18 protein-coding genes are annotated in these 21,515 nt (G+C 74.7%); 10 read left to right on the forward strand and 8 right to left on the reverse strand.

Translation table 11 applies throughout. From position 1 onward, the window contains the following. From cysD to ACFWIC_RS05225, 4 genes are all read right to left on the reverse strand, one after another. The gene (gene cysD, locus ACFWIC_RS05210; protein ID WP_329878949.1) at window positions 1-888 is read right to left on the reverse strand and encodes a sulfate adenylyltransferase subunit CysD; all 888 of its coding nucleotides are present in this window, start codon (window positions 886-888) and stop codon (window positions 1-3) included. Continuing rightward, on the reverse strand, window positions 885-1,448 hold the full coding sequence (cysC, locus tag ACFWIC_RS05215) for an adenylyl-sulfate kinase (protein ID WP_329878948.1): 564 nt from the start codon (window positions 1,446-1,448) through the stop codon (window positions 885-887). The genes cysD and cysC overlap by 4 nt, the downstream gene beginning before the upstream one ends. Next, window positions 1,445-3,277 carry an FAD-dependent oxidoreductase gene (locus ACFWIC_RS05220; protein ID WP_380515978.1) on the reverse strand — a complete coding sequence of 611 codons (1,833 nt, stop codon included), beginning with the start codon at window positions 3,275-3,277 and terminating at the stop codon, window positions 1,445-1,447. The genes cysC and ACFWIC_RS05220 overlap by 4 nt, the downstream gene beginning before the upstream one ends. Before the next feature lie 86 nt (window positions 3,278-3,363). Further along, window positions 3,364-5,004, reverse strand: a complete 1,641-nt coding sequence (locus ACFWIC_RS05225; protein ID WP_329878946.1) for a carbamoyltransferase C-terminal domain-containing protein — start codon at window positions 5,002-5,004, stop codon at window positions 3,364-3,366. A gap of 654 nt (window positions 5,005-5,658) precedes the next feature. On the opposite strand from ACFWIC_RS05225, the gene ACFWIC_RS05230 reads away from it, so the two are divergent. From ACFWIC_RS05230 to ACFWIC_RS05265, 8 genes are all read left to right on the forward strand, one after another. After that, entirely contained in the window at window positions 5,659-7,002 is a 1,344-nt protein-coding gene (locus tag ACFWIC_RS05230; RefSeq protein WP_380358963.1) for an alkaline phosphatase family protein, read from the forward strand. Between the two features lie 165 nt (window positions 7,003-7,167). Further along, complete coding sequence (locus ACFWIC_RS05235; protein WP_329878944.1) at window positions 7,168-7,473, forward strand: hypothetical protein; 306 nt, start codon at window positions 7,168-7,170, stop codon at window positions 7,471-7,473. Then, a complete protein-coding gene (locus ACFWIC_RS05240; protein ID WP_355405807.1) occupies window positions 7,470-8,900 on the forward strand; it encodes a hypothetical protein in 1,431 nt (476 codons plus the stop codon). The genes ACFWIC_RS05235 and ACFWIC_RS05240 overlap by 4 nt, the downstream gene beginning before the upstream one ends. Continuing rightward, the gene (locus ACFWIC_RS05245) at window positions 8,897-10,120 is read left to right on the forward strand and encodes a cytochrome P450 (RefSeq protein ID WP_380515983.1); all 1,224 of its coding nucleotides are present in this window, start codon (window positions 8,897-8,899) and stop codon (window positions 10,118-10,120) included. The genes ACFWIC_RS05240 and ACFWIC_RS05245 overlap by 4 nt, the downstream gene beginning before the upstream one ends. A 76-nt stretch (window positions 10,121-10,196) precedes the next feature. Next, window positions 10,197-11,714, forward strand: a complete 1,518-nt coding sequence (locus ACFWIC_RS05250) for an aldehyde dehydrogenase family protein (RefSeq protein WP_355405805.1) — start codon at window positions 10,197-10,199, stop codon at window positions 11,712-11,714. A gap of 33 nt (window positions 11,715-11,747) precedes the next feature. After that, window positions 11,748-12,587: an LLM class flavin-dependent oxidoreductase gene (locus ACFWIC_RS05255; RefSeq protein ID WP_329951562.1), complete on the forward strand. Its 840-nt coding sequence runs from the start codon at window positions 11,748-11,750 to the stop codon at window positions 12,585-12,587. A 98-nt stretch (window positions 12,588-12,685) separates the two neighbouring features. Continuing rightward, a complete protein-coding gene (locus ACFWIC_RS05260) occupies window positions 12,686-13,450 on the forward strand; it encodes a phytanoyl-CoA dioxygenase family protein (RefSeq protein WP_329878939.1) in 765 nt (254 codons plus the stop codon). Next, window positions 13,447-14,067, forward strand: a complete 621-nt coding sequence (locus ACFWIC_RS05265) for a hypothetical protein (RefSeq protein WP_380515988.1) — start codon at window positions 13,447-13,449, stop codon at window positions 14,065-14,067. The genes ACFWIC_RS05260 and ACFWIC_RS05265 overlap by 4 nt, the downstream gene beginning before the upstream one ends. Window positions 14,068-14,291: 224 nt before the next feature. Here the strand turns inward: ACFWIC_RS05265 and ACFWIC_RS05270 are convergent, their stop codons facing one another. The 4 genes from ACFWIC_RS05270 to ACFWIC_RS05285 are packed head-to-tail and all read right to left on the reverse strand — an operon-like array spanning window position 14,292 to window position 19,129. Next, window positions 14,292-15,413 (reverse strand): hypothetical protein, encoded by a 1,122-nt coding sequence (locus tag ACFWIC_RS05270; RefSeq protein ID WP_380515991.1) that lies wholly within the window; start codon window positions 15,411-15,413, stop codon window positions 14,292-14,294. Beyond that, the gene (locus ACFWIC_RS05275) at window positions 15,400-17,247 is read right to left on the reverse strand and encodes a B12-binding domain-containing radical SAM protein (protein WP_329951565.1); all 1,848 of its coding nucleotides are present in this window, start codon (window positions 17,245-17,247) and stop codon (window positions 15,400-15,402) included. The genes ACFWIC_RS05270 and ACFWIC_RS05275 overlap by 14 nt, the downstream gene beginning before the upstream one ends. Before the next feature lie 13 nt (window positions 17,248-17,260). Beyond that, window positions 17,261-17,554: a phosphopantetheine-binding protein gene (locus ACFWIC_RS05280; protein WP_329878935.1), complete on the reverse strand. Its 294-nt coding sequence runs from the start codon at window positions 17,552-17,554 to the stop codon at window positions 17,261-17,263. Window positions 17,555-17,587: 33 nt separating this feature from the next. Continuing rightward, window positions 17,588-19,129 (reverse strand): alkaline phosphatase family protein, encoded by a 1,542-nt coding sequence (locus ACFWIC_RS05285; protein ID WP_329951566.1) that lies wholly within the window; start codon window positions 19,127-19,129, stop codon window positions 17,588-17,590. Window positions 19,130-19,750: 621 nt separating this feature from the next. Here ACFWIC_RS05285 and ACFWIC_RS05290 point away from each other — a divergent pair. Both ACFWIC_RS05290 and ACFWIC_RS05295 read left to right on the forward strand, forming a co-directional pair. Further along, window positions 19,751-20,680 carry a glycosyltransferase family 2 protein gene (locus tag ACFWIC_RS05290; protein ID WP_329951567.1) on the forward strand — a complete coding sequence of 310 codons (930 nt, stop codon included), beginning with the start codon at window positions 19,751-19,753 and terminating at the stop codon, window positions 20,678-20,680. Beyond that, on the forward strand, window positions 20,677-21,495 hold the full coding sequence (locus tag ACFWIC_RS05295; protein ID WP_380515996.1) for a PIG-L deacetylase family protein: 819 nt from the start codon (window positions 20,677-20,679) through the stop codon (window positions 21,493-21,495). The genes ACFWIC_RS05290 and ACFWIC_RS05295 overlap by 4 nt, the downstream gene beginning before the upstream one ends. Window positions 21,496-21,515: the final 20 nt, after the last annotated feature.

Raw genomic sequence — 21,515 nt, forward strand, 5'->3', positions numbered from 1 at the left:
CTAGAAGTACCCCTCGCGCTTGCGGTCCTCCATGGCGGTGTCGGAGAGCCGGTCGTCGGCGCGGGTGGCGCCGCGTTCGGTCAGCCGGGACGCGGCGATCTCCGTGATGACCGCGCGCACCGTCATCGCGCTCGACTCGACGGCGCCGGTGCAGGCCATGTCGCCGACGGTGCGGTAGCGGACCGTCCGCTTCTCGGCGTGCTCGTCGGCGCGGGGGCCGCCCCAGTCGCCGGCGGTGAGCCACATGCCGTCGCGGCGGAAGACCTCCCGGTCGTGGGCGAAGTAGATGCCGGGCAGCTCGATGTGCTCGCGTTCGACGTACTGCCAGACGTCGAGCTCGGTCCAGTTGGAGAGCGGGAAGACCCGGAAGTGCTCGCCGGGGCCGTGCCGGCCGTTGTACAGCTGCCACAGTTCGGGGCGCTGGCGGCGAGGGTCCCAGCCGCCGAACTCGTCCCTCAGGCTGAACACCCGTTCCTTGGCCCGGGCCTTCTCCTCGTCGCGGCGCGCACCGCCGAACACGGCGTCGAAGCGGTGGAGTTCGACGGCCCGGCGCAGGCAGTGGGTCTGCAGCGGGTTGCGGCTGCCGTCCGGGCGCTCGGTCAGTTCGCCCCGGTCGATGGACTCCTGGACGAGGGCGACGTGCAGCCGCAGCCCGTACGCGGCGACGACGCGGTCCCGGTAGGCGAGGACCTCCGGGAAGTTGTGGCCGGTGTCGACGTGCAGCAGCGGGAAGGGCAGCGGCGCGGGGGCGAAGGCCTTCCGGGCCAGGTGCAGCATCACCACGGAGTCCTTGCCGCCGGAGAACAGCAGCACCGGGCGCTCGGCCTCGCCGACCGCCTCGCGGATGATGTGCACGGCCTCCGACTCGATCTCGGTCAGGTGGTTCACAGCAGCCCCCGTCCGGCGAGCAGGCCGAGCAGGGCGGTGACCGACTCCTCGACGCTCTGCCGGTCGGTGGGCAGGACGAGGTCGGGCCGGGCGGGTGGCTCGTACGGGTCGTCGACGCCGGTGAGCCCGGTGAGGTCGCCGGCCGCCTGCCGCGCGTACAGGCCCTTGACGTCGCGCCGCGCGCACTCCTCGACCGGGGTGGCGACGTGCACCTCCAGGTAGGTGGTCGCGGAGTGCTCGTGGCGCTTCCGGACGGCCTCCCGGGCGTCCGCGTACGGCGCGATCACCGGGGCGAGGACGAGGACCCCGTTGCGGGCCAGCACCTCGGCGACCAGGCCGATCCGCTGGACGTTGGCGAAGCGGTCCTCCCGGCTGAAGCCGAGGTCGGCGGTGAGCAGGGTGCGGCTGCGGTCGCCGTCCAGGATCTCGACCCGGCGGAAGCCGGGTTCGAGACGGCGGGCGGTCTCGGCCGCGATGGTCGACTTGCCGGAACTCGGCAGCCCGGTGAGCCAGACGGTGGCACCGGGCCAGCAGGTGCAGTACGGGCGGTGGGGGGTCATCGGCCACTCCGTAGCCTGGGTCGGTGGGTTTCGGCCCGGTCCGCGGGCAGGGCCAGCAGGGCGCGGACGGCCGCGGTCAGCCGGCGGCGGCGCTGCTCCGCGGACGGCGCGGTGTGGGTGGCGGAGCGCCAGGCGACGAAGCCGTCGGGGCGGACCAGCACGGCGCCGCCGCGGCCGGTGCCGCAGGACCGGGTGAAGGACAGGGCCGGGGGCAGGGACTCGCCGGCCGGCAGGACGTGCGCGCGCAGTGGGACGCCGAGGTCGCGGGCGACCTCGGCGGCGGTGGTGCGCCACCGTTCGTCGGCGGTGAGCAGGGTGAGCACGGGGCCGGTCCGGGTGGTGGGTGCGCAGAGGTCGAGGGTGGAGGCGGTGACGGTGCGGTCGCCGCGCCGCAGCCGGACGGGGACGTGCGGCAGGCGGGTGCCGGGGGCGCCGGTCAGGGCGAACGCGGCGGGGAAGGCGTCGGCGGCCGGGTCGGCGGGTCGGTCGCGGTCGGCGGGCCGGGCGGGCGGCCCGGCCGGGTCCGGGAGATCCGGGAGGTCGGCGAGGCCCGCGAGGTCGGCCGGGTCGGACAGGCCGTCGGGGACGGCGGCCGAGCGGTAGCGGTAGCCCATGATGATGGTGCGCGGGTCGGCGGGGAGCGTCCCGCCGAGGCGGTCGGAGGGGACGCCGTCGAGCAGCAGGGTCTGCCGGGCGGTGGCAATGCCGACCGGGCGCCGTTCGGCGTCGTAGCTGTCGAGCAGGGCGGGGCCGGCCCAGCCGCGCAGGACGGCGGCGAGCTTCCAGGCGAGGTTGTGCGCGTCCTGGATGCCCATGTTGGATCCGTAGCCGCCGGCCGGCGGGTGCAGGTGGGCGGCGTCCCCGACCAGCAGGACGGGGCCCTGCCGGTACCGGTCGGCCATCCGGTGCCGGGCCTGCCAGTGGAAGGTGGCGGCCAGGTCGATCCGGATGCCGGGCACGCCGATCGCGGCCCGCAGCAGTTCCAGGCACCGTTCGGGCGCGGGCGCGGGCGCGGGCGCGGCCTGCGGAGCGTCCGGGAGGTTCGGGGTGCCGGGGCCGGGGCCGGGGCCGAGGGCGGTGGCCTCCACGGCCGCCGCCCAGCCGTGCGCGTCGTTGAGCTGCATCAGCGCGCCGGAGAAACCGGGGTTGTCGATCATGCTCATGAAGAAGCGGCGGTGCCCGATCAGCCCGGCCAGATCGGCCCGGAACAGGATGCTGGTGCGGCGGGCCACCGTACCGAGGCCGGTCCGGACGACGCCGACGTGCTCGGGGATCCAGCCGTGCGCGCCGTCGGCGGCGACCAGGTAGCGGGCGGAGAGCCGTTCGAGGCCGCCGTCCGGGCGCCGGACCCGGGCGAGCACGCCGTCCTTCCCGACGTCCAGCCCGACCAGCTCGTGGCCGAACCGGACGTCCGCCCCGGCCCGGACGGCGCCCTCGCGGAGCAGCGGCTCCATGCGGTCCTGACCGCACCAGAACGGCGGGCACGGTCCTGGGACGGCGAGCTCCTCCTCGCCGGTCTCCAGGACCTCGGCGTCGTCCAGCCGGGCGAGCGAGGGGATGCCGATCACCGTGCGGGGGAGCACCCGGTCCGGCTCGGTGCGGGCCCGCGGATCGTCGCCGGGCACCACCTCGAAGCCGACCGCCGCGACCGCCGGCTCCAGGCCGGCCTCGCGCAGCAGCTCCATGGTGCGGCGGGTGACATGGGTGGCGCGGGGCAGCGGCGAGGTGGCGGCCCGGCGTTCCAGCAGCCGGACCGCGACGCCGGCGCGGGCCAGGAACAGCGCCGTCGCCAGGCCCGTCGGTCCTCCTCCGACGACCAGTACGGTCATGGGCGCAGCTTCTCCTTGTCCGCTCTCTCCGCCGACTCCGCCGACTCCGCCGTCCGCGCGGCTCCCGTCGTGCCGGCCGTCCCCGCTCAGGACTTGCTGACCAGGTGGCCGCCGACGACGAGGTGGTCGAGGTTCATCGAGACGAAGGCGGCGACCGCCTCCTCCGGGGTCTCGACGATGGGCTCCCCGGCCGTGTTGAACGAGGTGTTGAGCAGCACCGGGCAGCCGGTCAGCCGCTCGAACTCGCCCAACAGCGCGTAGACGGTGGGGTTCTGGTGCTCGAACAGCGTCTGGTGCCGGGCCGTGCCGTCGACGTGCGCGGCGGCCGGGATGACGTCCGGCCTGGTCACCCGGGTGACGATCAGCATGTACGGCGAGGGCTGGCCGAGGTCGAAGAACTCGTCGCTGCGCTCGGCGCGGACGATCGGCGCGTACGGACGGAACCACTCGCGGAACTTGACCTGCTCGTTGAGGTGGTCCCGCACCGACGCCGGGTAGGGCGCCGCGAGGATGCTGCGGTGCCCGAGCGCCCGCGGCCCGAACTCGCTGCGGCCGTCCCACCAGCCGACGATCCGCCCGTCGGCCAGCAGCGCGGCCACCTCCCCGGGCAGGTCGTCGGGCCGCCGGGACGGCAGTCCGGAGGCGGCGACGGCCGCGTCCACCCGCGCCTGCGGGTACTCGGGCCCGAGGTAGGCGTCGGTGAGCGCGGGCAGCTCGTCCATCGGTACGCCCGCCAGCCGGTGCAGTCCGTAGTAGGCGCAGCCGAGGCTGATGCCGTTGTCGCCGGCGGCGGGCACCACGAAGATCCGCTCGAAGCCGGTCTCCCGGAGGATCCGGCCGTTGGCGACGCTGTTCAGGCCGACCCCGCCGGCCACGCAGAGGTCGGTCAGCCCGGTGCGCGCGTGCAGGGCGGCGGCGCAGTGCACCAGGGCGCGCTCCAGCACCTCCTGGGCGGCCCGGGCGATCGCCGCGCGGACGTCGAAGTCGGCGTCCCGGGCGAGGCGTTCGAGGACGTGCGAGACCTTGCTCGCGGAGATGCTGACCCCGCCGCCGGGCAGCAGGGCGACCAGCTCGGCGAGCTCGTCGACGAACCGCTCGTCCCCGTACGGGGCGAGGCCCATGGTCTTGCCGTCCTCGCTGACCGGGAAGCGGGTCTTCGGCCCGGTGTACGCGAGCCCGATCGCGATGCTGGCGCTGCGGTAGAAGTGGCCGAGCGAGTTGTCGGTCTCGCCGGGCTGGTAGTAGGCGCTCTCGGAGGCGGCGTCCACGACGTGCGCGCCGCTGACCCGGTCGAGCAGGCGGATGCCGTTCCGGTCCGCGGTGTACGAGCTGACGGTCTCCGCCTCGCGGCCGCCGGGCCCGGTCCGGTCGCCGGCCACCAGGCTGCCGGAGTTGTCGCAGACGAGCACGGCGGCGCGGTCCAGCCCGGAGGCCGCGAACGCGCTGTAGGCGTGCGCCAGATGGTGGTTGATCACCTGAACGCGGTTGCGGAACGAGTGGTAGAACGGGCGCGGCACCAGCTCGCAGGCGACGACGTGCTCCACCTCCGCCGCGCCGGTGCCGAGCTGTGCCAGGACGGCCTGCCGGCTGGCGCCCGCCAACAGGTCGGTGCCCAGGCCGTACTTGCTGCGCACCAGCCGTTCCTCGTCGACGGCGACGAGGCGGCTGCCGTCGGTCGCGCACGACGACCAGTCGTGCCCGGAGCCACCGAGGCCCAACACGGTCATAGGAGGTCCTTTCCAACGCGAGGGCACCGGTCGACGCGTACGGGGCTCCCCGCCGCGGGCCGGAGCGGCCGGGCGGGCGGAGGAAGAGGCGCACACCGGAGGGGGCTTGGGGGAACGCACACCGCAGAAGGGCTGGAGGAACGCGCGCCGGAGGAGGACGGCCGGAAGCCGTCCTGGTGTCGGCGGAGCACAGGCACCCGGGAATCGGGGCGACATCGGCACTCTAGTCAGGCGGCGTCACAGACTGTCAAGAACGGGTGCCGGTCCGTGCCCCGAGTTGGCTCAAATCGCCTTTCGCGCCCGTACGTCCCCGGTGCGTCCAGTGGACACAAGGGATCTTCGGGTACGGAGCGGGAGCGGCGCGGACACGAACCCCAAGCGGAACGGCGTCGATCGTTCCGGACGCCGCCTTACCACCCGGCGGCCCCGTCGGCGGGCGCCTTTTCGGCCAACGTCAATCCGAGCGGGACACGACAAGCAGCGGAGCCGTTACCGTGATGCGGTGGCTGTCGGCCGCCGGCCGCCGCCCGTGTCTCCTTCGGGTGGCCCGCCTGTCCGTGGTGCCCCGACGCCCGTGACGCCCCGAGCTCGAACCCCGCCGGTGCCCCCATCCGGCAACCCGATCCCCTGTACGGCTGGACGAGGGAGTACTGGGTGACTGAGCAGCAACGCACCATCGTCATCATCACCGAGGGCGCCGCCCCCGCCCTGCTCGACCGCTGGTGTGCCCAGGGCCTCCTGCCGGGATTCGCCCGGCTCCGCTCCGAAGGGGCGAGCGGTCCGCTCGCGGCGGAGGGCACGCCCTACGAACCGCCCGGCCTGGTGAGCGTGCTCACCGGCCAACGCGCCGCCGACCACGGCTACTTCTCCTACTGGACCTGCCACGACCCGGAGTACTCGCCCCAGGTGCTCGGCTCCGGTGACCGCCGGCACCCGCTGCTCTGGCAGCACGAGGGCTTCGCCGGCCTGCGCTTCGCCTCGATCGGGCTGTTCGGGACCCACCCGATCGAGCCGATGGACGGGTCGCTGATCAGCTACCCCATGCAGGCGACCCTGCACGCCTGCCACCCGCGCGACCTCCAGCGCCGGCTCGCCAAGGAGGGCATCCGGCCGGTGCACGACGTCTCCATCTTCTGGACCGGCCAGCCGCGCGAGCAGCTGCTGCCCCGACTGCTGGAGGCCGATCGCCAGCGGGGGAGGGCCGCCCTCGCGCTGCTGCCGGAGCACGACGTGGTGATCGTCAACCTCACCAGTATCGACCGGACTTCGCACATCTACTGGCAGGAACTGGAGCACGGTCCCGACCGTGAGCAGGAGAGCGCGGTGTTCGCCGCGTACCGCACCTGCGACCAGGTCGTCCAGGACGCCCTGGCGGCGGCCGGGGACCGGGTCGACGTGCTGGCCTTCTCCGAGATCGGCTTCGGCCCGCTGCGCACCTACTGCTCCGTCAACGACGACCTGGAACGCGCCGGTCTGCTCGCCAGGACTCCGGACGGCCGGATCGACTGGGCGAACACCACCGCGTTCGAGGCCGTCCAGGGCACCCACGGCATCAACGTCAACGTGCGGGACCGCTACAAGGCCGGCCGGATCGCGGAGCACGAGTACGAGCGGGTCCGCGCCGAGGTGCGCACGGCGCTCCTGGAGACCGTCAACCCCCGCACCGGACGGGAGTTCCTCGCCGAGGTGCTCACCCGTGAGGAGGTCTACCCCGGCGCGGCGACGGCCGGCGCGCCCGACCTCCTCATGGAGCCCGCCGACTGGCGCTACCTGCCGATGGGCGATCCGCAGTGGGCCGCGCACGTCCACCGGACGTGGCAGAGCGGCTGGCACCGGCGGGAGTCCTACTGGGCCGGCCTCGGCCCCGGTTTCGCGTCCCGGTACACCGACGACGCGGTGGCCGCCCCGATCGACGTGCCGGCCACCCTGGCCCGGCTGCACGGGCGACCGGTCCCCGAGGGGTGGCGCGGCCGCCCGCTCGGCCCGGCCGTCCCCTGAGACCAGGCTCCGTCCGACCCCCGAGTGCGGGCTCCGCCCGACCCCGAGTGCGGGCTCCGCCCGGCTCGTGCCCGACGCCCACGTTCCGCCCCGATCTGCAGCGGAGGTCCACTGTTCATGTCCGACATACGCGTACCTGAACGCGGGCGCCCGAGGCGCCGGACGGTGTCCGGGCCACCCGGGGGAACGGACCGTGCCGCCCTCGCCCCGAAGGCCTCGTTCACCCCGTGGGACCCGCCCTCGCCGGACGTGCCCCACTGGACGGGCGCCGCCGACCGCACCCCGGTCGAGCTGCTGCGCGCCGCCCTCGCCGAGGGCCTGCTCGGAGGGCCGTGGCACGACGGCTTCCCCGCGTACACCTGGCACCGGGACGGCGACGACGTCCACGAGTTCCGGCTGACCGGCCGGCTGACCGGTCAGTACACCGGGTACCCCCTGCACCCCAGCGAATGGCCGGAGGGCCTCGGATGAGCACGCTCCCCGACGTCACGCTCGCCTGGAAGTGGCACGAGCCGTCGACCGTTCCCGCCGACGAGTTCACCGCGACCTGGGCCGACCTGGAGATGACGGTCGGTTCGGAGACGCCGCTGACCACCGTCGAGGACGGGGCCGCCGGCACCGTCCGCCCCCACACCACCGGCTCGCTCTACCCGCTCGCCGAGTGGATCGCCTTCAACTGGTGGTCGCTGCTGGCGGACGCCCGGCCCGGCACCCAGATCTCCCAGCTGCGCTTCTGCTACCGCAACGGCGTCGGCGACCAGCGCGGCGCCTGGTGGGTCCGCTCGCGGCGGCACGTCCTGCGTGCGGCCGGCGGCGGCTTCCACTGGCCGGACGTGCTGTTCGTGCCCGAGGGCCGGCAGACCCGGATCGTCTGGATCCCCGACGGAGGTCCGACGCCCCGGCCCGGTCCGCGCCACGTGGCGCGCGGCAACCTCGTGGTCGGCTCCGAGGCCCTCGCCGAGACGTTCCGCGGCTTCGTCGACGCCGTCGTCGCCCGGCTCGCCGACTGGGGCATCACCGGCACCCCGCTGCAGCGCGAGTGGGCCGCGCTCGCCGACACCGACGAGGCCGAGGCGGCGTTCTGCCGGGCCGCGGCGCGGCTCGGCCTGGATCCCTACACCGAGGCCGGACCGTACGCGGCGGAGATCGTCCGGGTCGTCCGGGAGCTGCCCGATCCGCTGTCCTTCGACTTCCTCAACGGGGTCGCCCCGGGCCGGATCGCGGACCAGCTCCGGTGGGTCGGGCGGGCCCGGGAGGTCGCCGGCCAGGGTGGCCAGGCCGACCCGGCCGTCACCGAGCTGCGCGAGCTGTGCGCGGACGTCCGGACGGCCTTCCACGCGCCGGGCCGGCTCGACAACGCCTGGCACCTGGGCTACGAACTGGCCCGCCGGGTCCGCGCCTGGGCCGGGGTGGCACCCACCGAGCGGTTCGAGACGGACACCCTGCTCACCCACCACACCGAGCCGGTCCCCTACGTCGACCGCGGCCTGGTCGCCTACGGGACGCGCACCGGCGCAGGGGGCCCCGCCCTGGTGTCCAGCCGGTCCTACACCGAGCGGCCGCGGCGCTTCCTGGAGGCCCGCGCCCTCTGCCACTTCCTGTTCGAGAACGGACCGGAGTTCCTGATCGCCGCCGCGCACACCCACCGCCAGCACGTGGCCCGCGGCTTCGCCCTCGAACTGCTGGCCCCCGCCCGGGGCGTGGCCGAGCGTCTCGGCGATCCGAGCGGGCTGGTCACCGCCGAGGACGTCGAGCAGATCGCCGAGGACTACGGGGCCGGCACCATCGTGGTGGAGCACCAGCTGGACAACCAGGTGCTGGCCCAGGACTTCCCGTGGGAGCCGACCGCACCGACCGTGTTCCGGGCCCCGCGCTACCCGCGGGAGGCGGCCCGGTGAGCGCCGACGACACACTCGGCACCGGCACCGGCACCTTCCCGTACCCGGCCGGGCCCGGCGGCACCGTGCCGCCCCGGTACGCGCGGCTGCTCGCCGAGGACCCGGTCTCCCGGGTGCGGCTCGCCGACGGCGCCGAGATCTGGCTGGTCACCCGGGACGCCGACGTGCGGACCGTACTGGCCGACCCGGCGTTCAGCCGGTACCGGGCCGCCGTGCTGCCCGGCAGCGGCTTCGGTCGCGGCCAGGGCACCGGCATCGTCGACCTCGACGCACCCCGGCACACCGGGCTGCGCGCGCCGGTGGTGGCCGGTTTCGCCCCCGAGCGGGTGGCCCGCTGGCGCCCGCGCATCGAGGCCGTCGCCGACGAGTTGCTGGCCGGTCTCGCCGGCGCGCCCGGGCCGGTCGACCTGGTCGCCGCGTACACGGCGCCGTACGCCGGCCGGATCATCTGCGAGCTGCTCGGCTTCGACGGCGACCGGTGGTCCGCGATCACCGGCGACATCGAGACCCTGCTGCTGTCCGGCGGGTCGGACGGCCCCGGCACCGCGGCCGTCCGTGACCGCCTCCAGGGGGCCTTCGCCGGTCTGCTCGCCGAACGCCGCGCGCGGCCCGCCGACGACGTCGCGACCGTCCTGCTCGGGCTGGACGAACCGGCCTCGGGCGGGCAGCACCTCACCGACGGGGACCGCACCACCCTGCTGCACGGCCTGGTGATCTCCGGCTTCATCGGCGTCCGGGACCTGCTGGCCCGGCACCTCTACGCGGTGCTGGCCGAGCCCGACCGCCGGGAGCGGCTGGCGGCCAAGCCCGACCTGGTCCCCGGCGCGGTCGCCGAACTGCTGCGCTACTACCCGTCGAGCAACGACGGGCTGCTGCGGGTGGCCACCCGGGACGTCGAACTCTCCGGAGTCCGTGTCCCGGCCGGGGCCGCGGTGCTGCCGCTGATCTCGGCGGCCTGCCGCGACCCCCGGATCGTCGACCGGCCCGACACCCTGGAGCTCGACCGCACCCCGGTGTCCGTCGCCGCCTTCGGCGCGGGCCCGCACCGCTGCCCTGCGCTGGACCTCGCGGTGGTCCAACTGACTGTCGGGCTGGGCCGGTTGGTCGCCACCTATCCGCAGGTCGCGCTCGCCGTGGCCGCCGAGGAGGTGCGGCACACCTCCGACCTGCTGCCGCTCGGCGTCGCGGCGCTGCCGGTCCGGCTGGGCGCCGCGGCCTGACCGCGTCGCCCGCCCGCCGGGCGCCGCGGACCCGGGCGGTCCGCCGGACCCGCCCCAGTCGCAGAGAGGAGGACGGATGGGAGAGCACTTCCCCCGGTACGTCGACGGCCGGCCCGCCCCGGCCCGGGACGGGGCGACCTTCCGGTCGTTCGAACCGGCCACCCGGCGGCACCTGGCCGACGTGCCGCGCTGCGGACCCGAGGACGTGACCGAGGCCGTGGCCGCGGCCCGCCGGGCCTTCGACCACGGGCCCTGGCCGCGTACCGCGCCGGAGGAACGGGCCGCCGTGCTGCGGCGGTTCGCCGACCGGCTCACCGCCGAGACCGCCCGGTTCGCCGAACTGGAGGTCCGCGACAACGGCACCACCCTGCGCAAGGCGCTCGGCGCCGACGTGCCCGGCGCGGTCGCGGCGTTCCGCTGGAGCGCCTGGTGGGCGGAGCAACTGCCCGAACGGCTGCACCGCGGACCGGCGGTGCCGGGAGGCCCTGCCGCGCGTCACCTGCGCTGGCACCCGCTCGGGGTGGTCGCGGTCGTCGTGCCGTGGAACCTGCCGCTGCTGCTCGCCGCCTGGCGGATCGCCCCGGCGATCGCGGCGGGCAACACCTGCGTCGTCAAACCGGCGTCCTTCACCTCGCTGACCACCCTCGGGCTGGTCCGGCTGCTGCACGAGTGCGGGCTGCCGCCCGGGGTGGTCAACGTGGTCACCGGGCCCGGAGGCACCACCGGGGAGAGCCTGGTCCGCGCGCCCGGCGTCGACCTGCTGTCCTTCACCGGCTCGGACGCGGTCGGCGAGAGTGTCCGGCGCGGGGCCGGTGCGGCCGTCCGGCTGGACCTCGGCGGCAAGTCGCCGAACGTGGTGCTCGCGGACGCCGACCTCGACCGGGCGGCCGACGGGGTCGTCTGGGGCGCCTTCCTGCACAACGGCCAGGTCTGCATGGCCGGTTCGCGCGCCGTGGTGCACGCGGCCGTGCACGACGAGTTCGTCGAGCGGGTCCGGGAGAAGGCGCTCGCCCTGCGGCTCGGCGATCCGCTGGACGTGGCGACCGACCTCGGTCCGCTGGTCTCGCGCAACCAGGTCCGCACCGCCCTGCGGTTCACCGAACTCGGGGTCGCCGAGGGCGCCCGACTGCTGTGCGGGGGCAGGGTGCCCGGCCCCGGCGAGCCGGCCGAGGGGCTGGACCCGCAGGCGTACTTCCCGCCCACCGTGCTGACCGGCGTCGAACCGGGCGCCACCGTGGCCCAGGAGGAGGTCTTCGGGCCCGTGCTCTCGGTGATCCGGGCGGCCGACGACGCCGACGCGGTGCGGATCGCCAACGGGTCGCGGTACGGGCTGAGCGCCGGGGTCTGGTCGGGCGACCGGGACCGGGCCCGTGCGGTCGCCGAGTCGCTGCACGCCGAACAGGTCTGGATCAACGACTACCGGCTGGTCGACCTCGACCTGCCGTCCGGGCCCGAGGTGACCGGTGACCTCGTCTGGGAGCGGCTGACCAACGAACTCGACGGCTACCGCCGCCGGCAGAGCATCACCGACGGCACCGGCCCGGCGGACCCGTCCGGGCCCGCACCCACCCCGTACCACCTCCTGGGGCTCTGAGCGCCCCGCCCTCCGGCCTCCCGTGGAGCCCCGATGAAGATCGGCATCGCGTTCCCCAACACCATCCCCGGCGCCTCCGGCCGGCTCCAGACGGAGTGGGCCGTCCGGGCCGAGGAGCGCGGTTTCTCGACCGTCTCCGCGACCCACCGGCTCCGCTACCCCGGGCACGAGCCGCTGCCGGTGCTCGCCGCGGCGGCGGCCGTCACCTCGCGGATCGGGCTGTCCACCAACATCCTGGTCGCCCCGCTGACCACCGCCGAGGTGCTCGCCAAGGAGGCGGCGACGGTCGCCTCGCTCGCGGAGGGGCGGCTCGTCCTCGGCCTCGGGCCGGGAGTGCGGGCCGACGACTTCGAGGCGGCGGACCGGGACTTCGGCCGCCGCGCGCAGGTCTTCGACGGGCAGCTCGCCGAACTCGCCCGGCTGCGCGGCAAGGAGGGCGCCGGGATCCTGCCCGGGCCGGTGCCGCCCGTCCTGGTGGGCGGGCTGAGCGCGAACGCCGTCCGGCGGGCGGCCCGTTGGGCGGACGGCTGGACGGCGCCCGGGCTGGAACCGGAGCTCGTCGCCCCGACCGTCCGGCAGGTGGAGGAGGAATGGGCGGCGGTGGGCCGGGAGGGGATGCCGAGGCTGGTGGCGCTGTCCCGGTACTGGCTCGGCGCGGACGTCGCCGAGGAGGCGGCCGGATTCGTCCGGGACTACTTCGGGGTGCTCGGGGACGAGGCGGAGTCCTTCGTCGAGAAGACCCCGCGCTCGCCCGGCCGGATCCGCGAGCAGATCGCCGAACTGGCCGCCGCCGGATTCGACGAGATCGTCTTCCACCCCACGGCGGCCCGCCTTTCCCAGGTCGACCGGCTGGCCGACGCCGTCCTTTCCTGAAAGAGCGCTCCCGAAAGACGGCTCCTGAAAGACCGCAGACGCGCCCGTACGAAAGTGTTCCGAAGTGTTCCGATGTGTTCCGAGGTGAAATCGAGACCATGAACGCGACCCTGACGGGAAATAGGACCGAGGCCGTGGAGGATCTTCGGGAATTCGGCTACTGCCTCCTGGAGTCCCCGCTTCCGTCCGCCGAGTTCGAACGACTCCGGGACCGCCTGCTGGAGGTCGCGGAGGAGGAGCGCAAGGACGGCACCGCCTTTCTGTACGACGGCGGCAACCAGCGTGTCTTCAGCCTCCTCAACAAGGGTGAGGAGTTCGAGCGCAGCGTCTGCGACCCGCTGGTGCTGGAACTCATGGAGGAGGTCCTGGGCTTCAACTTCCTGCTGTCCAGCACGCACGCCAACATCGCCGGCCCCGGCGGGGTCGCGATGAACGTGCACGCGGACCAGACCTTCGCGCGACCGCCCTGGCCGCCGTACGCCCTGGTCGCCAACAGCATGTGGATGCTGGACGACTTCACGGAGTCCAACGGCGCGACCCGTCTCGTCCCCGGCACCCACCGGCTCGGCCGGCAGCCGGACTACGCGCGCGGCGAGGGCGACGTCGAGACGGTGCCGGTCTGCGCGCCGGCCGGCAGCGTGATGATCTTCGACGGCCGGCTCTGGCACCAGACCGGGGCCAACACGACCGACCGGCCCCGGCACGGCATCCTCAACTACTACTGCCGGGGCTACGTCCGGCAGCAGCAGAACTTCTTCTCCGGGCTCAGGCCGGAGGTCGCCGAGCGCAGCACACCCGCCATGCGGCGGTTGCTCGGTTTCGAGAACTACTTCTCGCTCGGCCTCGCGGACGGTCTGGAGTGAGCGCCGGACCGGGCGGCGCCGCGCCCGACCCGGGCCGGTTCCTCCAGGCCCCGGCGGCGCGGCCGGTGCTGCGGCTGGTGCTGGCGGACCCGGCGGGTGCGGCCGGCGGGGTGCTGCCGGCCGCGATGGGGCCGGAGCTGGTGGTGGAGCCGCTCGCCGGACCGCTCGACGGCGCGGAGCCCTGGTCGGTCGGCGCCGGTCGGTGGCCGCTGCTGCCCTGGGCGCTGCTCGCGGTGGCGGGTGCGGGGCCGGGCGGCGCGACCGTGCTGGCGGACGCCGTCCGGGCGGTTCGGGCCGCCGGGGCCGCGGGCCGGCCGCCGGCCGGACTTCTGCTCTGCCCGTCGCCGGACGCCGCGGCGCCGCCGCTGGAGGCCGGTGCCGAGGCCGACGGTCCGTTGCCCTGCCCGGTGGTGGTGCTCGCCCGCGACGGTGACGGCAGCGGCCCCGCCGGTACCGGTACCGGCGGGGCCGCGGACGGTGCGGTGGCGGCCTGGCGCCGTCTCGCGCCGGAGGCCTTCACCGTCCGGCTGCTGGGTCCGGCGGGCTGGTCCGACCCGGCCGCCGCCGCCGAGACGGCCCGGACGGTCAAGGAGGAACTGCACATCTGGCCCGCCTGACCGGTGGCGGCCCGGTCCCCGCAGGGCGGGCCGGGCCGCTCCGGGGCGCGGTGCGCGCCCGGCGGCGGTGCGCGGAGGCCCGGCCGGAGGGATCCGGCCGGGCCCTTCCGGTGGCGCGTGGTGTGTGGCGCGTGGCGTTCGGCACGTGGCGCGTGGTGTGTGGCGCGTGGCGTTCGGCACGTGGCGTGTGGTGTGTGGCGCGTGGTGTGTGGCGCGTGGTGCGGTCAGCCGGTGAGGGCGCCGTACAGCTCCAGCGGACTGGCGCGCCGCAGGTCGACGTCGGCCGGCAGGTCCAGCCCCAGCTCCTCCTCCAGCAGGATGGCCAGCTCGATCATGCGGGCGGAGTCCACCAGCAGCTGGATGCCCAGCGGGACCTCCGGATCCAGCTCGACCCCCTCCACCCCGAGTCCGGCCACCAGGGCGGAGAGGAACTCCGCGAGGCTGTACGGACTCGACGTAGCTTCACCCATGGTCGGGGTGTCCTCTCGGTCGGGACCCGGTCGCCGCGCGCCCGCGGGCCGGCCCGGGGCACGCAGCGGAAGGTCCTGGACGTAGGGCAGGCCGAGCCGCAGGGCGGTCTCGGCCTTGGCCAGCTCGCCGCCGAGGTAGCCGGCGTGGGCCGGTTCGGCGACCACTCCGGCGCTCAGCAGCCCCAGCAGCATCGACTCGGCGCGGACGCCGGTCATCTCGTGCCGGGGGGTCAGGTCGTTGTCGTAGTGCCGCAGGACGATCCGCCGGGCGAGCAGGTCGAGGCCGATCACCACGAATCCGTCCAGCGCCCGGCTGATGCCCACCCGCCGGCCGCCGGGCCGCAGCCGCCGGAAGGCCGGCCGGGTGCTCGCGGGGCCGCCGTCGGCGCCCTCCCCGGGGCCCGCCGTGTCGTCGTCCACGTCGGGGGCGGCGGGGGCGGGCGCGGAGGCGGTGCGCGCCGACAGGTCGGCGATCACCCGGCGCAGCACCGCCGGGTCGCACTCGCCCCGGGCGTCCACCAGCTCGATCTGGGCGCGCACCTGCGCGACCTCGCGCAGCGCGACGCCGCGCAGCACCGGCAGGTAGCCCGCCGCCCCGCGGATCAGGCGCTGCTCGGCGTCGACCCCCTCGCGGAAGAGCGCGACGAGGCTCTGCCCGGCCAGGAAGCGCGGTGAGTCCCGTCCGCAGACGACCAGGCCGCGGATCGAGGGCCGGTGCGCGATGGTGCGCACCAGCTGCTCGATCCCGAGGTTGGCGGTCATCAGCGTCCCGACGATGGCCACGTCCGGCAGCCCGGAGAGCGGTTCGAGGAGCTCCCGGCTGCTGAGGCTGCACACCGCGATCCGGCCGGCCGCGGCGGGCTCACCAGGTGGCACCGCTGCCCTCGCCGCTGTAGCTGCGCGGCAGCCCGCCGGGCCCGAAGCTGGGCAGGGTGGAACTGATCTCCATGACGCGGGCGCCCAGCCGGGTGAGCCGCTTGCCGACCCGCAGCTGTTCGGAGCGGAGCCGGTCGAGCCGGTCGCGGAAGTACTCCTCGACGTCCACGACCTGGACCTCCTGCTTGTCCCGGTCGAGGGAGTCGTTCATCACGGCCTCCAGGTTGGACATGAAGAAGCCGTAGTTGAACTGGCCCATCTCCTGGCGGATCTCGTGCACCGTGGCCTTGAAGTCCTCCATCACCTCGTCGACGCCGGGCAGTCCGCCGAAGCGCCGGTGCAGCCGGGAGATGAAGGTCTGCATCACCACGTTGTAGGTCTCGAACTCGAAGACCGCGGACTGGTCGGTGATGACCCCGCGCTGGTGGTAGTCGTCGTTGTTGTAGAGCCTGGCGAAGTGCTTGGCCAGCAGGCCGACCCGCTCGTCGGCGAAGTCGTAGCCGTACGGGTCGAGGTTCTTCTGGTAGCTGTCCCAGAGCAGGCCCTCGCCCTCGATCCGGCGGACGATCGCGGTGCCCGGGTAGATCTCCAGCCGCTCGGTCATCCGGCGCAGGTTGTGGCCGGAGTTGTCGCGCAGGAAGCGGGCGTTGGCGATCAGGGTGTCGAGGGTGGCGTAGGGGTGGAAGGGGATGAAGCCCATCGCCAGGTAGATGCCGTGCTCGCGCAGCATCCGGATGATGGTGACGTTGTCCTCGACGGTGGCCCGCTTCTCCCAGAGCAGCAGCTCCTCGGCGGTCCCGGCCTCGATGCCGACGTTGACCTTCTCCAGCCCGGAGGCGGTGAGCAGGTCGAGCAGGGCGTGGTCCTCGGGGGTGTCGCTCCAGTTCTCGGCCCGCATGCAGACGTTGTAGTAGATGTCGAGGCCCCGGTCGAGCATGCCCTGGGCGATGGCGGCGGCCCGCTTCTTGCCGACCCGCCCGCCGTCCGGGTCCTCGAAGGTCGAGTCGACGAAGTCGAACGTGCGGAACTGGTGGCGCTCGACGATCTGCGCCACCTCCTCGACGATCTGCTCCGGGCCGCGCCCGCGCCAGGCCTTGCCGGCCTGCACGCGGTTCTTCAGGTGCGGGGCCGAGCAGAAGGCGCAGTTGGCGACGCAGCCGCGGCTGGTGCTGACCCGGACGTACTCCAGCTTGTCGCCGTGCTGGCTGAGCTGGTCGCGGGCCGGGAAGGGCAGCACCTCCAGGTCGTGGATGAGCGGCCGGGCGGGGTTCTGGCGCAGGGCGCCGTCGGCGTCCCGGTAGCAGATGCCGGGGCAGTCGGTGAGCGCCTCGTCGAGGTACAGGCGCTGGACCAGGTCGAGGATGGTGGGCTCGCCCTCGCCGACGGCGACGAGGTCCGTGTAGGGGTTGTTGCGCAGCACGTCGAGCCCGGCGAACGTGCCGGCCGGGCCGCCGCAGGCGATCGGGGTGTCGGGCAGGGCCTCCTTGAGCTGCCGGCAGAGGCTGACGCAGCTGGTGAGGTTGAGGCTCATGAGGGTGAAGCAGACGAGGTCGGGACGGTACGCGCGCAGGTGCTCGACGGTGGCGGCGTGCGCGTCCTCGTCGTGGTCGACCTCGCGGATCTCGGCGGTGAAGCCGACGCTCCGCAGGACGCTGGTCATGTAGGCGACCCCGAGGTGCTCGGGGGACATCACGAGGTCGCCGTCGAGCAGGATCAGGAAGCTGACCTTGAAGCGTCCGGGGTCGGTGATGCGCGGGTCGAGGGCGATGGCGAACTCGCCGGGCTTCTTCCGCGGGGGTGCGGGGCTGAGGTCGATGTCGATGGGCTGTCGCATCGGATGCTCCCGGTCAGGCGCTGGTGCCGGCGGCGGTCCGGTCGCCCCGGAGCCGGTTGTCGACGTACTCGGCGAGCAGGTCGAGGTCGTCGATGAGCTTGATCGACAGGTCCTCGTCGGCGATCTCGACGCCGAACTCGCTCTCCACCCAGATGAGGAACTCGATGGTGTTGATGGAGTCGAGTCCCAGTGCCTCCACGAGTCCGCGGTCCGGGATGTCCGCGGGGGAGAGGGACAGCTCCAGCGAGTCGACGAGCACCTTGCGCAGCCGGGCCTTGGTGTCCTGTGTGTCCTGCGTGTCCTGCATGACGCTCATTCCTCCGTGGGTGTGGCCGGTCGCTCAGAGGTAACCCATCTCGCGGAGCCGGCTGCTGGTGTAGTCGTCCTCCTCCTCGGCGGCACGGTCGGCCGCTTCGGAGGGCGGTGCCGTGGCGCTGCGGGCCGCCACCCGGGGGTCGGGCCCGGGGACGGGCACGCCCTCGGTGAAGATCTCGGTGCGGGCGCGGCCGTCGACGTCGTCGGGCCAGGCGGCGCCCAGGTCGGCGAGCAGCGTGGGCAGGGTGTCGGCGAGCGGGACGCTGCGGTCCAGCCGGCCGGGGCGGGTGCGCGGCGAGCGGTGCGCCCAGATGCCCTGGTGCCGGTGGAGGCCGGTCTGGGCGCTGGGCTGCCAGAGCTCGCCGGTGAGGTCGGTGACGGGCAGGACGGATTCGTCGGCGGGCAGCAGGAGCAGGTCGGGGGCGCGTCCGCGCAGCGGGCCCGGGTAGGCCTCGGCACTGGGCAGGACGCTGCGGAAGACCCGGTCCCCGGTGGGGCCCTTGAGGTCCTCGAACAGCTCGACGACCTCGGCGGTCACCCGGTCCCGGTCGCGGGGTGCGACGGTGCCCCGGGCCTGCCGCGCCCGCAGGTTGAGGTTGAGGCCGTAGCTGCCGGGGACGGGCATGTAGACGGCGGTGCGGGCGAAGTCGATCCGCCGGCCGCCGGCGGCGAACCAGCTCGCGGAGCCGTCGGCGGGCGCGTCGCCCGGCTCGGTGGCGAGCAGGCCCGCGTCTTCGAGGATCCGGTGCACGGCGAGCCCGTACCGGCCCTGGCCGAGGCCGTGGTCGGAGACCAGTGTCACCACGGTGTCCTCGTCGACCAGGTCGAGCAGCTCGCCGACGGCGGTGTCCAGGGCGCGGTGGATGCGGGTGTTGGCGAGCTCCCAGCCGGTGCCGGACGGGGCCGGCTCGTGCCGGGGGTGGGTGGTGTCCTCGTAGTGCCAGTAGTGGTGGCCGACCCGGTCGGCCTCGGTCAGGACGACCATCACCACGTCGGTGGGCCGGGTGGTCATCAGGTGCCGCACCGACCGCACCCGGGCCTCGACGTTGCGCTCCGCCTGCTCCAGGTAGCCGAGGTCGCCCCGGAACATGGTGGCCAGGTCGGACTGGAAGTGGGCTTTGGCGGCGGCGAGTTCACGCAGCAGGGAGTCCGGACGGCAGTGCCGCAGGGTCCGTTCGAGCGGCCAGGTGATCTGGTAGCCGGGCAGGTCGGCGGGCGGGTGCGACATCGGGATGTTGATCAGCCCGAGGGTGTACTCCTGGGCGGCCAGCCAGTCCCAGGCGGAGGAGCGGCCGAGGTCGCCGGCCTGGGTCACCCGGGCCCGGTAGTCCGGCTCCTGGGTGTCGTAGAACTGGTAGATGCCGTGCTTGCCGGGCTGACCCGCCGTCACGAAGGTGCTCCACCCGGGTGCGGTGTGGGCGGGCCAGGTGCAGGTGGTCCGGCCGACGGCGGAGGTGCGGAGCAGTCCCGCGATGTTCGGGAGCAGGCCCCGCTCGATCAGCGGGTCGATGACGTCGAAGGTTCCCCCGTCGATTCCGATGACGAGGGCACGGGGCGTGGGTGGCACGGGGGTTCGCCTCCAGCTGTGGGCAGCACCTGCGTTCCGGGTCCGGAGCTTCGCGCTGCCTGGGGATCCGCCCGGAGGGGGGAGTGCGGGGGTGGGGGCCGGTCTCCGCCGACGCACGGGTGCGCCGGCCACCGGCGGTCCGGGGCCGACCGCAACACTACGCATTTCTCCGGGATATTGGTACACGGCAGGACGGCCGAATTCCGGTGATCTCCCATTCGCCCCAGCCACCACAATTGACCACGGGTCACCGGGTGTTCCCGCCGGAAGCGGAATTTCGATCAACGGGGCGGGGTGGCGGGACCCGGCCGCGGGGCGGCCGGAACGGATCGGTCGGCCCCGGATGATCCTTACCGCGGGCCGTCGGCGGGGCCCGCGAGTATGTGAGGATTCCGTTCCGCCGGTTGACTTCGCCGGGCATCCCGGTAGAGCCTCTCAGGGCGGGCCGTTCGCTGAGGAATGAAGTGCCGACGGCTGTTCCCACGTATCTTCACGTATCTTCACGCACTGATCCCACCCGTATTCCGGCAGTGCGTCCCGTCCGGGTTCCCGGCGTTCCGTACCGGTGACCGGGGTGTGACGGGCCATGCCGATCGCCTCGCACGCGGAAGGGCCGACCCGATGCACTTACGCACGCGCTCCGCACCGGCCGGACCGGCCGTGGTCGTCCCCACCCGGGGCGACCACGAGCGGCTGCGGGTGACACTCGCCTGCCTGGCCGTGCAGAGCGCAGCACCCGGCCACGAGGTGATCGTGGTCGACGACAACGACGCGGGCGGGGCCGCCGCCGAGGGCCTCGCCGGTGTGCTCGGACAGGCGCGTGACTGGCTGCCGCTGCGGGTGGTGCCGGGCCCCGGCCGGGGTCGGGCCGCCGCCCGCAACGCCGGTGCGGCGGCGGCCGACGGGGCCGGCTGGCTGGTCTTCCTGGACGCCGACGTGATCGTCGGCCCGCACTTCCTCGCGGCGTACGCCGGGGCGGCCGAACCCGGCTGCTTCCTGCACGGCAGGATGCGTGAACTTCCGACCGCGGCGCGGTTGTTGGCGGAGGTGGCGGATGCCCCGCCGGCCGTCGTCCGGGAACTCGTGGCCGGTCTCGCCGACCCCGGCGCACCGCCCGACCGCAACCCCCGGCGCCGGACCGTGGCCAACGCGCTGGAGCGCGCGGTCGAGGCGATGGAGGCCGGGGTGGTGCCCGACGTCGCCCCGTGGCTCGGCCTGGTCGGCGCCAACTCCGCCGTGGAGCGCGAACTCTGGCGGCGGGCGGGCGGATTCGACGAGGAGTTCGGCCGGCTCTGGGGCTGCGAGGACCTCGAACTCGGGCTCCGGCTGTACGACCTGGGGGCGCGCCGGAGGCTGGTGCCCGAGGCCGGCGGCGTCCACCTCAGCCACGCCCGGCCGGACCGCTGGGACCAGCACGACCGCAACCTCGCCCGCTTCTCCGACCTGCACCCCCGGCCCTCGGTCCGCGCCCTGGCCGCCCTGCTCGGCCCGGAGGGCAGCCCGGAGCGGTACGCCGCGGCCGTCCTCGCCGCGACGGCGGACGCGCCGTGACCGGGACGGACGAGGCACTCCGGCACGTCGTCGTCTCACCGCACCCCGACGACGCGGTCTGGTCGCTCGGCGGCCGGCTCGCCCGCTGGACGGCGCTGGGCGCCGAGGTCACCGTCGTCACCGTCTTCGACACCGCGGACGGCGCCGCGGGCCACACCGCGGACACCTCCCCGGGCCACCGCGCGGCCCACCGCCCGGACGACTGGCGGCGGATCGCCGAACCCGCCACCCGCCGCCGCGAGGACCGCGCCGCGCTCGCCGCGCTCGGCGTCACCCGGGTGTCCCTGGGCCTCACCGACGCCGCCCTGCGCACCTCCGCCGGCCGGCCCCGCTACACCGCCGCCCCCCGGGTCCTCGGCCGGCCCCACCCCGACGACGGCCCGCTGCCCGACACCATCGCCGAGGCGCTGCGCCCCTGGTGCCCGCCCGGCACCCGGCTGCACGCCCCGCTCGCCGCCGGACGCCACGTGGACCACGCCCTGGTCCGCGCCGCCGCCGAACGACTGGCCGTCCCCGGCACCGCCTGGTACGAGGACTTCCCCTACCCGCTGCGCCGTCGCGACCACGACGGACTGGTGGCCCGCTGCGAACCGCTCACCCCCGCCGACCTCGAACGCTGGCTGGCGGGCGCGGAGCACTACACCAGCCAGGCCCTGGCCCTCTTCGGGGGGCCGGGCCGCCTGCGCGAGGCGCTCGGCGCCCGGGCCCGCGGCCACGGCGCCGCCGCCGGACACCCGTACGCCGACCGCTACTGGCAGCGGCCCGGGCCGACGGAGGCGGGCGGCGCGCGGCAGACCCCTCGGCCACCCGCCTGACCCGCTCGTCCGGACCACCG

It is taken from the genome of Kitasatospora sp. NPDC127035, from assembly GCF_042726075.1.
Lineage (GTDB): Bacteria > Actinomycetota > Actinomycetes > Streptomycetales > Streptomycetaceae > Kitasatospora.

Bases quoted from the DNA above. Each gene is read 5' to 3' on its own strand.
- ACFWIC_RS05275 (WP_329951565.1), bottom strand. From the start codon at position 17,247: ATGCGACAGCCCATCGACATCGACCTCAGCCCCGCACCCCCGCGGAAG.
- ACFWIC_RS05290 (WP_329951567.1), top strand. From the start codon at position 19,751: ATGCACTTACGCACGCGCTCCGCACCGGCCGGACCGGCCGTGGTCGTC.
- ACFWIC_RS05250 (WP_355405805.1), top strand. From the start codon at position 10,197: ATGGGAGAGCACTTCCCCCGGTACGTCGACGGCCGGCCCGCCCCGGCC.
- ACFWIC_RS05225 (WP_329878946.1), bottom strand. From the start codon at position 5,004: ATGACCGTGTTGGGCCTCGGTGGCTCCGGGCACGACTGGTCGTCGTGC.
- cysC (WP_329878948.1), bottom strand. From the start codon at position 1,448: ATGACCCCCCACCGCCCGTACTGCACCTGCTGGCCCGGTGCCACCGTC.
- ACFWIC_RS05260 (WP_329878939.1), top strand. From the start codon at position 12,686: ATGAACGCGACCCTGACGGGAAATAGGACCGAGGCCGTGGAGGATCTT.
- ACFWIC_RS05220 (WP_380515978.1), bottom strand. From the start codon at position 3,277: ATGACCGTACTGGTCGTCGGAGGAGGACCGACGGGCCTGGCGACGGCG.
- ACFWIC_RS05280 (WP_329878935.1), bottom strand. From the start codon at position 17,554: ATGCAGGACACGCAGGACACACAGGACACCAAGGCCCGGCTGCGCAAG.
- ACFWIC_RS05240 (WP_355405807.1), top strand. From the start codon at position 7,470: ATGAGCACGCTCCCCGACGTCACGCTCGCCTGGAAGTGGCACGAGCCG.
- ACFWIC_RS05255 (WP_329951562.1), top strand. From the start codon at position 11,748: ATGAAGATCGGCATCGCGTTCCCCAACACCATCCCCGGCGCCTCCGGC.